We start from the raw sequence: 13,322 nt of genomic DNA on the forward strand, positions 1-13,322 counted from the left end.
AAGTCAATGAGGATTGGTAATGCGGCTTCTGTTGGGGTTTGGGGATTGCGTAGAATTAAGTTATCGGGGGAGATGTCGCGGTGAATTACACCCATTGAGTGGATGTAATCTAAAACTGGGAGGATTTGTTGTAATAATTGCTTAACTTCGGTTTCGCTAAAGTACATCCCTTTGTAGGAACGTGAATCGAGAAGGGAACGGTAGTTTTCTCCAGCGACATAATCTTGGACAATAAATAAATATTCTTTTTCGCCTAATTTACTGCGGAAAAATTCACGAAAGCGGGGAATTTGGGGATGTTGGAGTTTGTAGAGAACAGTTGCTTCCCGTTGAAATAATTCTTCAGCTTTTTGGAGTACATAAGCTGTTTGAACTTGGGGGGCAAATTCTTTGATGACACAAAGTTCACGAAAACGGTTAATATCTTCCGCAAGATAGGTTTTGCCAAATCCACCTTGACCCAATTGACGGATAATTAAATAGCGATCGCCCAAAGTTATCCCAGCTTGAATACTTTGATTTACAGCCATTTGATTTTTTTCGGGTTCCATTTTTTCGCCACAATGAAGGCAAAACTTGCTACCATCTGGGTTTTCGTGTCCTTTGGAACAATACTGCATAAAAAGTTAGGAATTAAGAGTTAGGAATTACAAATTATGTATGTAGAGACGTTCGGATGGAACGTCTTTAAAAAAATTAAGAGTTCAAATTTATGAACCATGATTAAATTTATTAATTCCCAGATTCTAGTTTACCCACTTGGTTCGCTGCGATCGCATACCAAATTTGACCGTATGTCTGTTGATTCAGTTTCCCACGTCGAACTCCTGGGAACAAGTCATCAAATTTACGATTTGTGTCAGTATTTAGCTGTTCGATTGTGTATTTACCCAAATCACCAGCTTCCGCTTTTTTCTGCCAAATCTCGTAATCGTTCCCACCATAACTTCCCAGTCTTTCACGAACTTCCTTACTGAATTTTTCTTGTTCCAATTTATTCAATAAATCTTGCCCAATACTTGCCCATTCTTTCCGTAACGGCTCATCTTCCGAACTACCAGTCAAACTACGTCTTTGTAATTCGGGTTTTTTAGTATAGAAAATATCATTAACTGTACGATTAAAAAAGCCTTCGGGTACTTCCAATTCTTGACGACGAACCACTACATTCTTACTGCGGTTGGAATTTGGGTTGGAATTTGGGTTACTATCCCCAGTAGCAGGTTGGGAATTAGTACCGGGGAGACTAGGAAGGGAAATACTAGGAAGCTGAATCGAGGAAACACCTTGCACAACAGCATTAAATAAACCCCAAGTACCAGCACAAACCAAAACTACAACCGTCGTTCCCACAAAAGTCATGGCAAATGGACGCATCCAAATCGGTAAAGGTAATGCTTGGATTGCCATTTGTGTTTTCTGATGAAACTTACTCCCAGCAACCCTTCCAGCAGGAGCAGCAATCATCGTCTTCATTTTAGTAATTAAAGGATTCGTTGTTTGATTGGCAGAAGTTGGATTAGAAGAGTTAGGAGTTTTTTGATTTGGAATCTTTTGATTTGGAATTTGCTGATTTCCTATTTTTTGTAATTCCTTAATCGCATTTTCGGCATTTTGATAGCGATCGCTAGGTTTATATGCGACCATCTTCTTGAGAATCCCTTCAAAATTCCGACTAACCCTAATTTCCGTACTCCATCTCCAACTTCCCTGGTAGCTGTCGTAAAGCTCCTGCGGTTCCTTCCCCGTCAGCAACACCAAACCTGTTACCCCCAAAGAATGTAAATCACTGCAAGGAAAAGCTTTACCCTGACGCAACTGTTCTTCCGGAGCATAACCCTTCTTCCCCAACAAAGTCACATTTCCACCCAACTGCGTCATCCAAAAACCCTGGGAAGCTGGAACCTGTTTTACACCACCAAAATCAATCAACACAGGCAAATTATCGGAACTTCGCAAAATCACATTATCTGGAGAAATATCGCGGTGAATTGCCCCCTTACTATGGATATAATCCAACACAGGCAACATTTTTTCAAACAGCGAAATTACCTCTTTCTCGCTAAATTTTTCACCCTGGTTGAGACGTTTATCCCACAAATCCCAATAAGTATCACCTTCCACATAATCCTGAACCAAAAAGAAAAAATCCGTCTTTCCGAAACTGGTTTGGAAAAACTCATGGAACTTAGGAATTTGCGGATGCTGCAACTCCTTCAAAACACTCGCTTCCCGTTCAAATAACTCCTTTGCCTTCTGAATATCCTGGGGATTCTCAACTTGCGGAGCAAATTCCTTCAACACGCACTTTTCATTCGACTGCTGGAAATCCTCAGCCAAATAGGTACGTCCAAAACCACCTTGCCCCAGCTGACGGATAATTTTATAACGACTAGCAATCACTTTCCCCTGTTGTAATGGTAGAGACTCACCACATTGGGTACAAAAGCGATCGCTATCTGTATTTGCGTGTTTTTTGCTGCAATAAACCTGCATGGTGTTTAAAGGACGAATTAAAGGATTTTTACTCAATTGCTACAAGATGAAACGTAACTATTACGGAAAATTTTTCTTCTCCTCTTGGCGACTTTGCGACTTGGCGGTTCTATAATATTCATATTTATTAGCTAAAATATCAAACTCCTTTAAGTCAATTCACAGATAAACCTGCTGAAATTTGGACATTAGAAAACAAAATAATTATTTCACACCATACCCAATGCCCATTAATAACAGCAAATTAATACAGTGACAAGTACCATGAATCCCCAAGAAAGACGGCAGCACGCTGCGATCGCATTTTCCAACTTTTTACACACCCCCCTAGACACAAAACTTCAGCAACATCTAGAAACAGAACCTGCGATCGCAGCACTACAGCTATTCCATAATGTCGCTGCAAATGTGCCAGCATACAAGGCTTTTCTGACACAAAACGGTATCAATCCTACCACCATCCAAACAAGAGCAGATTTTCAAACTTTACCACCCTTAACAAAGGAAAATTACCTACAACATCACTCCCTTGCTGAGTTATGTCGTGATGGCAAAATTACCAACAGTGACTTCATTGCAGCTTCTTCCGGTTCCACAGGTAAACCCACATACTGGTGTCGATTTTTCACCGACGAACTCGAAATTACTACCCGTTTCGAGCAAATCTTTCACGATAGCTTTTTTGCAGACACCAAACCCACATTAGCCGTGATATGTTTTACCCTGGGAACTTGGGTAGGTGGTATGTTCACAAGTAATTGCTGTCGCTACCTAGCCAGCAAAGGCTATCCCATCACTTTAATTACTCCAGGTAATAATAAAGATGAGATTTTGCGTGTTGTCACGGAACTTGGCAGAGAATTCGAGCAAGTGGTGTTATTGGGATATCCACCTTTCCTCAAAGATGTCATTGATACTGGGATTTCTAGAGGTGTGGAATGGAAACAATATCATATTAAATTAGTAACAGCAGGGGAAGTCTTTAGCGAAGAATGGCGAAATTTAGTCGCTGAAAGAATTGGTTCCGAAAATCCCTGCTATGATTTTGCATCTTTATATGGAACTGCCGATGCTGGAGTCTTGGCAAACGAAACACCTTTGAGTATCTGCATTCGTCGCTTTTTAGCAGAAAATCCCAAAGCAGCAAAAGCTTTGTTTGGAGAATCCCGTTTACCAACTTTGCTACAATATGACCCCATCANCCCATCAGTCGTTTTTTTGAGGTAGAAGAGAAGACTTTATTCTTTTCTGGTAATAATGGGATTCCGTTATTGCGGTATAACATTTTAGATAACGGGGGAATAATTACTTACGATACCATGCTGGAATTTCTAGCTGGATGGGGATTTAATCCTCTAGTTCGAGACGATACCGGAGAGAAGCGAGGGATTCGGAATTTGCCGTTTGTGTATGTATTTGGCAGGTCTAATTTTACCGTTTCTTATTTCGGTGCTAATATATACCCAGAAAATGTGACGGTGGGATTGGAACAACCGGGAATTAGGGAATGGGTAACGGGTAAGTTTGTTTTGCAGGTGATTGAAGATAGGGATAAAAATCGATTTTTAACAGTGACAGTGGAATTAGCACCAGGAATTGGGGGAAGCGAGGAAAAAATACAATTAGCAACAGATTCTATTTTGACCCAACTTAAACGTCTAAATAGCGAATTTGCCAATTATGTTCCTATTGAATATCAAACCCCACAGATTACATTGAAGTCACATGGAGATGCTGAATATTTTCCGGTTGGTGTCAAACATCGATATACACGGTAGGGGAACCCACGGTTGTTTGCCCTAATATATGGGGAATCCACGAGTTTGCCCAAATTAACAGGAAATCCCAAGAAATAAATTGTCCCAAATTATTGTGTCGTAGGGGTGGGGTCTCCCCACCCTGCAAAGGATATAATTGATTGATAAATCTATAAGTTGGGATATTTTATTTTCCAGAAGTCCCTTAACAGGAAATCCACAAGTTTACCCTAATTAACAGGGAATCAACGAGTTTGCCCATCGTATCATTAGAAAGGGCGGGAAAACCCCGCCCCTACATTTGGAACAATTTATTGTTCCCGAATTAGCCGAAATTTACAGCTTAAATTTACAAATTGGGTGGCAAGATCACTTTGTTGATGACGTGAATCACACCGTTACTTGCTTTCACATCAGCTTGAACCACTTTTGCATCATTTACGGTTACGCCACCTTCAGTTTTAACAGAGATGGGACCACCTTCGACACTCTTGACTTCCCCAGCTTTCAAGTCGGTGGAGAGAACCTGACCTTTTACCACATGGTAGGTCAAAATCTTCACCAATACCTCTTTATTTTCTGGCTTCAACAAGTCTTTGAGTGCATCTGGGGGTAATTCCGCAAATGCTGCATCGGTAGGTGCAAAAACTGTAAATGGACCTTTACCTTGTAGAGTTTTAGTCAGTCCAGCTGCTTCTAATGCTTTAGTCAGGGTTTTAAACGAACCGTTCGCTTCCGCTACAGCAACTATGTTTTTGTTGCTATCGCTGCGATCGCTCGGTTTTGTCGGAGGTTTTTCTGTACCTTCTGGTGTTGGTGTTGGTGTTGGTTCGGTTGGAGTCAGAGTTGGTGTAACTTCTCCTCCTGGTGCGGGAGGTGTAGTTGTAGGTACTTCTGACGGAGTTGTTGCTGGTGGAGTTGCAGATGGTGCAGATGAACCGCCTCCAGGGCAAGCAGCACGGTTATAAGGACACTCCTGTAAAATACTTGGAGCCGGATTTAATTTCTCTCCGGGAGTTGTTTGAGCAGTTTCTTTCTTTGTCTTTTTAGGTAACTCTTGCTTCTGTGTATCAATCGTAGGTTTGCTCGGTGTATACTGTGCGTTTGTCAGCACACGCTGAGTACGGCTGTAAGTACCCTCAGAAAAAATACTGGGATTCTGATTGAGTTTATCTTGTGCCCCAGCAGGCAAGTTAATCAAGAAACCGATGCTCGTCACTCCCACAATGCCAGCCAATTTGGTAAGCAATTTGTTGTTATCTACCTTCATAATAATTATGTTTGGCTAAAGTTTTCCACACATTACATAGAAGCTTTATAACATTTTTTGATGCACAAAATCTAATCAATAATTTACAACTTATCACCCAAAAATGGCTGTATTGGTTATATACGAATAGTTTGCAAATTCTGAAAAATAATATTTTTGGATTTACGATCGCACTTCTCTAGTCGAAACAAGCGCTTAAACAATGTTTTCCCTGATTACTGAATTAATTCAATTTTGAACTGCTGTGTTATATTGTACAACCCAATCTTCTATTTACGAATAAATACTGGTTGCGATCGCATTCCAATAATATTCCATTATTCTTTCTTTTGTATTGACTGGTGAGCTTTATAGCCGTAAAAACTCCGGCGAGAACGCTTCTCGCCTTAATTGTCTCATTAATATTTTTTCGTAAAAATAAATACATAGAATGTAAAAAAAATCCCTAAATACATTTGTGCAAGAACGACCCTAAACAGCAAAATCTAAGCATCATTATTCAATAATATAGGTAAAAAGAAATACATTTTCTGGTCATGTTGAAAATTTTGAGAAAATTTAGAGAAAAAATTTATAGGTATAGAGCTAAAATTGCTTTAAAGACGAATTAAATTATAAAAAGTTTCCAAAGAAAGGGAAGTAAATTCAGAGATACATTATTTCTCCTGGATGAAATTCAAAATATATCCCCTAGTACAACAAGGCAAAAGTAAAAAGTAAAAATGCAAAAGAAAGAAAGAGCTTTTTATAGGCTTTTCAGCTACTTTGTATGGTAGCTTTATCTCCACAAACCTGTGTCATTAGTTATTAAGCATCAATAAATTAGATTTCAATTGAGTTTTTGTAGATATAACCTAGACAATTATCCCTGCTTCCCCATAAAGTTAGATTTTTATAAAAATAGCAAAACATACGATTATAAAATGAAATCGAACGCAACGTAGATAAAACTGTAAAATCTATAAGTAAACCAATGACAGGGAATGCAAAATGCTAGAGTTGTACCAATTTGAACTATCACAGTACTCAGAAAAAGTACGCTTTATTCTCGATTATAAAGGGATAGAATACCGTAAAATAGAGGTGACACCAGGAATTGGACAAATTGAATTATTCCGCCTCACCGGACAGAAACAAGTACCTATACTGAAAGATGGTAGCAAATACATTACTGACTCTACTGAGATAGCCAAGTATCTAGACTCCCAATATCCCAATCGTCCATTGATTCCCACAGACCGCAAACGTCGTGGTTTATGCTTAATGATGGAAGAATGGGCAGATGAATCGATTGGAATCAAAGGACGTAAAGCTCTTTTTGGTGCAATTAGCCAGGATCAATATTTTCGCAAATCCTTGTTACCAACAACAACACCCGATATCTTCAGAACATTAGTAGAGGGAGTACCCAGCGATATCTTCAAAGTGTTGGGATTTGGAGTTGGCTATAGTCAAGACGCGATTAAAAGTGCGATCGCGGATTTGAAGCAGGATTTAGAAGCATTATGTTTGTTATTGGAAGATAGTCCCTATTTGACTGGTGATGAACCTACCCTTGCTGACTTTGCTGTAGCCGGATTATCTATATTATTGAAATTTCCCGAAGGAGATTATTTAGATTTACCACTCAGTATTCGTGGAAAAGGAGTACCGGAACTCGCTAATAATCCCGATTACCAAACCTTCTTTACCTGGCGCGATCGCTTATATGCACAATACCGCAAATCCTTAGCTTTTTCCACACCAGCATCAAGTAGCAGTAGCTCACCAACTTCGATCCAGATAGATTAGTTATACTCCGAGCGGCTTAAAACCTTACTAATATAGAACCCCTCTCCAACCTCTCCCCTTGCTAAGGGGAGAGGCTTAAGAAATTGAATTTGTATACTAGTACAGCTTGGCATAAATATGCCTACCATTTGGTGCTTGAATTTAGTCCTCTTTTAGAGGACTTTCGCTATTAGGCAGAGGTTATAAACCTCTGGCTCTGAAGGGTTTGGTATTCACAATAGTCGGTTTATTTGCGCCGTGTTGTACTAGTCAAAGTCTATTTTCTAACCGTTTTTAGTATATAGTCCGAGCGGTTAGCTATAATTTCTCAGATGAACCATTAACCAATCGGATTAATATCTCCAACAAATTGTAATAAATCTACCATTGTAAATGTACCAGGAATTTGAGCAGGTAAAGTTGGTTTCCAATCGGGAGAGCGAGATAAAAATGAACAACTATCAGCTTCCAAAAGACCGATAAATACCTCAGCAAGAATCCGACTTCCGACTTCTCCTAAGCGCTTTCCTTGACATTGAATTTGGGCTTCCTTGAGGATGTAATACCAAAGTGGGGACTCAATATGGAAGTTGTGTTTAACTGCGATCGCACCATCTTTTCCCGTGGATATTTCCACTTTGGTCAGGGGTTGGAGTTTCATAAACCGAGCAACACTTTGACCCGATGGTAAACCGAGACTGCGACCTCGCAATAAGTTTCTCACTGCCAACGAATTTGGAAGTGGAACATTAGGTAAATTTTTCAGAGGATCGACGAGGAATGGGTCGAGTTTGCGACTGGAAGTCACGGGTACTGTGGGGTCAATTTGAAAGAATCTTCTCCAGTCAATTATCCAGTCACTAGGAATGGGAATATTCGCAAAATCTCCAAACTTACCTGATTTTGCTGTAAATAAGAATAATAACTCTAGGGTTGCAGGTGTAACTCCACCAGGAAGCGGAGTAAAAACTCGGTTGTAGTCGTAAACTGCACGTACCATACTGTGACCAAGACGATAAGCAGCAACTGAAAATTCCACAGGAATAAATGGTTCTTCTTTGAATTTATAGAACCGTCTACCTTTATTTAGGACTATTTCTAGCTGATTTCGATCGAGAATTCGAGCCAAAAAATCGTGCAATAAAATCCACTGATAATGCCAAATCGTTAGTTCCCTTGCCTGGATGAAAACAGATTTGTCGGTGGAATATTGGGGTTTAATACTTCCATCTCTGATACCTGCGACAATCTTGTTATGAAACTTCAAAAAAGCTAAGTGCAATTGAGCAACAATCAAATTTTCATCGTTACGGGAGTCGCCAATAATTGCTAAAGTACTCTCAGCACGAGGTAAATCGTTTGGTAGCTGAGTCGGAATTGAAGGGTCTCCTATTCCCGCTTCCGAGTTTGTTTTCCCAATTAAAAATAAATCTGGGTCTTCGAGTTGGTAAAGGTAGGGTTGAGCATCGGGACCAGAACCATAGATACTATCAAGATCGAGTCTGGGAGTACGGAAATTTGTTACCGCTAAAGGGTCAACAAGAGCATCTTGTAAACTGCTGGTGTCGAGGGTAATGTCATGATCGACAAACTGACCAAGATAAGTAAATCCCGCAGGAACGTTTATATTATCGCCTTCGGGAGTATTGGGACTAGGGTCAGACATTGCTTCACCCAATTCCATCAAACTTTCCTTCGATGGGGTAAAACTCGGTAATTTTGGGAACATTCTCCCAAATTTTCCAGTTTTTACAGATTCTCCCAAGGGTTGATTTTCACCCGTGCGGGGTGCAAATCCATGTCTTCTACGCATATTTTTTACTACCTTATTATTGTTGTTGGGGTTTGCTAGGGATGCAAGGAAAGGTTATTGTTTGTTGGTGGATAGTAAAGCTACTAACTTCCTATCTATTGCCCGATAATTCTGCGAAGTGGTCTACTGAAGAATCGCAATTTCACGTATTTGATTGTATGTATGTGTAGTATATTTAAAATAGTCAAACTTTAGCAGTACCCTTGAGTGTAATATTTCTGGAATATTTTGTATTAAATTTTGTTCGCATTTTTTTGACATTACTATTAAAATTCAACATAAGATAAATCTGGTAATTATCTAGTGAATCCAATGCAATTGGGACAATTGGGACAACCGTTAGGTTCAGTTACTCAAGGTTCGCTCACAGGTGGACTCGAAGTGCGTTTACATCCCGATATATCTGTAGAAGATATGCGGGTAGGAAAATTTTTGGTAGTACAGGGGATGCGATCGCGCTTTTTTTGTATGCTAACTGATGTCGCACTTGGTATGGCAAACCAGCGAATTATTGCCAATCCTCCCAATTGGAATGACACTTTTTTACGGGATGTATTGGCAGGTAGCGGCACTTTTGGGACTGTGAATCTCGCACCAATGTTGATGTTTACTCCAGAAGTTGAAGAAGATTTTTCCCCCACAAATGGTAAATCAGTAAATCCATTTGTACCCGCAGGAACAAAAGGTTTGGCATCATTCCAACCCCAAACCAGCACAACGATGGAATTGTTGCCAGTCAAAACAATTCCTAGTCACTTCAGTCAAGTTTACGAAGCATCAGAAGAAGACTTCCGTCGCGTTTTTGGTTGGGAAGATGACATTCATCGCAAGAATTTTTCCATCGGCAAACCATTAGATATGGATGTTCCTGTTTGCATCGACTTGGATCGATTTGTCGAGCGCAGTAACGGGATTTTTGGGAAATCGGGCACAGGTAAATCCTTCCTGACACGGTTGCTTTTAGCGGGGATTGTGCGGAAAAATGCTGGGGTAAATCTCATTTTTGATATGCACTCCGAATATGGATGGCAAGCTGTTTGTGAGGGGAAAGAATACAGTACTGTCAAAGGATTAAAACAATTATTTCCCGATCGCGTTGAAGTATATACCCTCGATCCAGCATCAACCAAACGTCGAGGGGTAAAAAATGCCCAAGAATTATATTTGAGTTACGACCAAATCGAAGTCGAAGATATTAGATTGTGTAGTCGGGATTTAGGACTTTCCGAAGCAAGTTTAGATAATGCCAATATTTTATGTGCAGAATTTGGCAAAGGTTGGATTCTTCAGTTAATTAATATGACCAATGAAGAAATCAAGATGTTCTGCGAAGAAAAGCGTGGACACCAAGGTTCAATCACTGCACTACAACGCAAATTAATGCGGTTAGAGAAATTAAAATATATGCGATCGGCTTGTCCTCAAAACTACATCAACCAAATTTTAAAAACATTGGAAGCTGGTAAAAATGTCGTGATTGAATTTGGTTCACAATCGGACATGCTTTCATACATGTTAGTGACAAATATGATTACCCGACGCATCCACCAACATTATGTCGGCAAATCCGAAATATTTCTCCAAAGTGGTAATGTTGCCGATAAACCCAACCAATTAGTTATTACGATTGAAGAAGCACATAGATTCCTCGATCCGGCAATTGTTTCCAGTACAATTTTCGGCACGATCGCACGGGAAATGCGAAAATATTTTGTCACATTATTAGTAGTAGACCAGCGTCCATCGGGGATAGATAATGAAGTCATGTCACAAATTGGGACTCGTGTGACTGCATTACTCAATGACGAAAAAGATATCGAAGCAATATTTACCGGGGTATCTGGTGGTGCTGCATTGCGATCGGTTTTAGCAAAGTTAGATTCCAAGCAGCAGGCATTAATATTAGGACATGCGGTTCCAATGCCAGTAGTAGTGAGAACTCGTCCTTATGATGAGAAATTTTATGCGGAAATTGGCGATCAAATTTGGGAAGAAAAACCCGATAATGAAGTGTTTGCAGCTGCCGAGTTAGCAAAGGCAGATTTAGGATTTTAGGTAGAGACGACCCACCGGGTCGTCTCTTATCCCATAACACACATTATAATTGAATTATAGATTGTCTGGTGCGATCGCATAAGCCAACACAGCAACATTGAATTTTTATATAAATAAAATAAACATCAATAAATGGCTTACAGTGATTTCAAGCTAATTGAAGTAATTACTAATTTCGGCTTAACTATTCGCGAATCATCAGGATTATTCGCAAATATTCACGAACAAGAATGTAGCGATTTACTATCAACTATCCTCAAAGAAAATGTCGATTTGGCTGTAGCAATAAGTACAGAGAAAGCCCGCAGCGAAATGATAATTAGCCCTGTATTATTAGATATCAGACGAAAATTTAATGGAGAAATAAGTTTATTTTCCGGAGTCGATTTTACTGTTGATACCAAGCAAGGACTTAATGGTTTTTGCGATTTTATAATTAGTCTTTCTTCCGAACAATTGTTAGTACGTAGCCCTGTAATTGTTTTGGTAGAAAGTAAAAACGAAAATTTGCGTTCTGGTTTAGCTCAATGTATTGCGGAAATGGTTGCAGCACAGCTTTTCAACGAGCAAAATGGAACCCAAATAAAAGCAATTTACGGTGCGATTACAATTGGTACTATTTGGCAGTTTGTTAAACTCGAAGAAAAGATAATTTCCATCGATTTGAGCGAATACTATATTCGAGATATAAAACAGATATTAGGTATTTTATACAATGCTATAAGTGAAGCGCAACGGCAATAGAAATAGTGTAAAACTACAAAATTGATATAGATTATAGCGCTTCTGATTTGGGTTACATATGAAACTATATAAATTAAATACAAAACGATATAAATGAGGGCAAACAACCGTGGGTTCCCCTACAGCATTCTCGATTACCAACTGTATTGTACTGAAGAGATAAGGGACTTCCAGAAAATAAAATCTTCAAATCATATATTTACCAACCCTATCATACATAAGGGTAGGGAGACCCTACCCCTACAATATTGGAGGATTTATTTCTTGGTGTTCCCTAACCGCTATATTATTTAATATATCAAGTAAGATTCGACGGTGAATTATTCTTCATATCGCACTAATCCAAGCACAAATTTGTATCAAATGTTAGTTAAATGGAATAAGTGGGAACAATATAGTTAGATTTTTCGTGGTTTACCAAATATATGCAATATCCTCTCCAACTAACCTTCAAATTTTGGGCTTTTTCTCCCCAAATCTCGATTGCTGATGCTCAAGGAAATTTACTTTTTTACGTCAAACAAAAGCTTTTCAAGCTCAAAGAAGCGATTACAGTTTTTGCTGATGCAGAACGTACTCGACCTCTATACTATATTAAAGCCGATCGCATTATTGATTTTTCGGCACGCTATGACTTTACCAACGAAAATGGGATTCCAATTGGTGCTGTCAAAAGGCAAGGATTGAAATCATTGTGGCGGGCGCGTTATGATGTTTTTGATGGTGAAAGTGTAAATTTTACGATTCAAGAGAAAAATCCTTGGGTCAAAATTGCTGATGCACTATTTCAAGAAATTCCAGGTATTGGGATGTTGAGCGGATTTGTATTTAATCCTGCTTATTTAGTTCTTCGTGCTGATAGTTCGGTTGTGATGCGGTTAGAAAAAATTCCTTCGTTTTTCTCACGACAATTTACCATCAAAGCTTTAGATACCTTGAATCCAAAGGAAGAAGAACAGGTTTTACTTAGTTTAATGATGATGTTGTTACTGGAGAAAAATCGTGGTTAAATCGTTTCTCCTCAATATGCGATCGCACAATTTAAACTCTGTCGATATTGAAAATTAATGTTTTGAAAAGTCCTAATATACTAAAAACGGTTAGAAAATAGACTTTGACTAGTATACAAATTCAATTTCTTAAGCCTCTCCCCTTACCAAGGATACTGTTGGCTAATTGTTGAGGGGTGAAGACCCTCACCCTCTCGTTAACAGGCTCCAGCCTGGTAACGCGCTTTTGGAGGCTCTGCCTCCAGTTAGATTTGAGGCAGAGCCTCAATCGCTGCATTCCTTGCCAGAGGCAAGGAACGAGGAAAATGGGGTTCAACCCATCATTAATTCGCCAACAACATCCTTACCAAGGGGAGAGGTTGGAGAGGGGTTCTATATTAGTAAAGTTTTAAGCCGCTCGTAGTATA

8 protein-coding genes and 1 pseudogene are annotated in these 13,322 nt (G+C 39.3%); 5 read left to right on the forward strand and 4 right to left on the reverse strand.

Annotated elements, in window-relative coordinates; translation table 11 throughout:
- Both CK510_RS15975 and CK510_RS15980 read right to left on the reverse strand, forming a co-directional pair.
- A partial coding sequence (locus CK510_RS15975) for a protein kinase family protein (protein ID WP_158224912.1) occupies positions 1 to 620 on the reverse strand: 620 nt, incomplete at its 3' end.
- A gap of 112 nt (positions 621 to 732) precedes the next feature.
- Entirely contained in the window at positions 733 to 2,496 is a 1,764-nt protein-coding gene (locus tag CK510_RS15980) for a serine/threonine-protein kinase (protein WP_095722646.1), read from the reverse strand.
- A gap of 264 nt (positions 2,497 to 2,760) precedes the next feature.
- Here CK510_RS15980 and CK510_RS15985 point away from each other — a divergent pair.
- Positions 2,761 to 4,274, forward strand: a pseudogene (locus CK510_RS15985) (phenylacetate--CoA ligase family protein).
- A gap of 328 nt (positions 4,275 to 4,602) precedes the next feature.
- On the opposite strand, the gene CK510_RS15990 reads toward CK510_RS15985, so the two are convergent.
- Positions 4,603 to 5,523, reverse strand: coding sequence for a fasciclin domain-containing protein (locus tag CK510_RS15990; RefSeq protein ID WP_095722647.1), 921 nt, complete (start codon positions 5,521 to 5,523; stop codon positions 4,603 to 4,605).
- 990 nt (positions 5,524 to 6,513) lie between these two features.
- Between CK510_RS15990 and CK510_RS15995 the strand changes: the two genes are divergently transcribed.
- Positions 6,514 to 7,314: a glutathione S-transferase family protein gene (locus CK510_RS15995; protein WP_095722648.1), complete on the forward strand. Its 801-nt coding sequence runs from the start codon at positions 6,514 to 6,516 to the stop codon at positions 7,312 to 7,314.
- 319 nt (positions 7,315 to 7,633) lie between these two features.
- Here the strand turns inward: CK510_RS15995 and CK510_RS16000 are convergent, their stop codons facing one another.
- The gene (locus CK510_RS16000; protein WP_095722649.1) at positions 7,634 to 9,106 is read right to left on the reverse strand and encodes a peroxidase family protein; all 1,473 of its coding nucleotides are present in this window, start codon (positions 9,104 to 9,106) and stop codon (positions 7,634 to 7,636) included.
- Positions 9,107 to 9,418: 312 nt separating this feature from the next.
- On the opposite strand from CK510_RS16000, the gene CK510_RS16005 reads away from it, so the two are divergent.
- The 3 genes from CK510_RS16005 to CK510_RS16015 all read left to right on the forward strand — a co-directional run bounded on the left by CK510_RS16005 (position 9,419) and on the right by CK510_RS16015 (position 12,915).
- On the forward strand, positions 9,419 to 11,161 hold the full coding sequence (locus CK510_RS16005) for a helicase HerA domain-containing protein (RefSeq protein ID WP_095722650.1): 1,743 nt from the start codon (positions 9,419 to 9,421) through the stop codon (positions 11,159 to 11,161).
- Between the two features lie 132 nt (positions 11,162 to 11,293).
- Positions 11,294 to 11,905, forward strand: a complete 612-nt coding sequence (locus CK510_RS16010; protein WP_095722651.1) for a hypothetical protein — start codon at positions 11,294 to 11,296, stop codon at positions 11,903 to 11,905.
- A gap of 425 nt (positions 11,906 to 12,330) precedes the next feature.
- Positions 12,331 to 12,915: an LURP-one-related family protein gene (locus tag CK510_RS16015; protein WP_095722652.1), complete on the forward strand. Its 585-nt coding sequence runs from the start codon at positions 12,331 to 12,333 to the stop codon at positions 12,913 to 12,915.
- Positions 12,916 to 13,322: the final 407 nt, after the last annotated feature.

Source organism: Brunnivagina elsteri CCALA 953 (assembly GCF_002289455.1).
Taxonomy (GTDB): Bacteria; Cyanobacteriota; Cyanobacteriia; order Cyanobacteriales; family Nostocaceae; genus Brunnivagina; species Brunnivagina elsteri.

Excerpts from the sequence above, each read along its gene's own strand:
- CK510_RS16015 (WP_095722652.1), top strand. The coding sequence starts at position 12,331 with ATGCAATATCCTCTCCAACTAACCTTCAAATTTTGGGCTTTTTCTCCC.
- CK510_RS16005 (WP_095722650.1), top strand. The coding sequence starts at position 9,419 with ATGCAATTGGGACAATTGGGACAACCGTTAGGTTCAGTTACTCAAGGT.
- CK510_RS16000 (WP_095722649.1), bottom strand. The coding sequence starts at position 9,106 with ATGCGTAGAAGACATGGATTTGCACCCCGCACGGGTGAAAATCAACCC.
- CK510_RS16010 (WP_095722651.1), top strand. The coding sequence starts at position 11,294 with ATGGCTTACAGTGATTTCAAGCTAATTGAAGTAATTACTAATTTCGGC.
- CK510_RS15980 (WP_095722646.1), bottom strand. The coding sequence starts at position 2,496 with ATGCAGGTTTATTGCAGCAAAAAACACGCAAATACAGATAGCGATCGC.
- CK510_RS15990 (WP_095722647.1), bottom strand. The coding sequence starts at position 5,523 with ATGAAGGTAGATAACAACAAATTGCTTACCAAATTGGCTGGCATTGTG.
- CK510_RS15995 (WP_095722648.1), top strand. The coding sequence starts at position 6,514 with ATGCTAGAGTTGTACCAATTTGAACTATCACAGTACTCAGAAAAAGTA.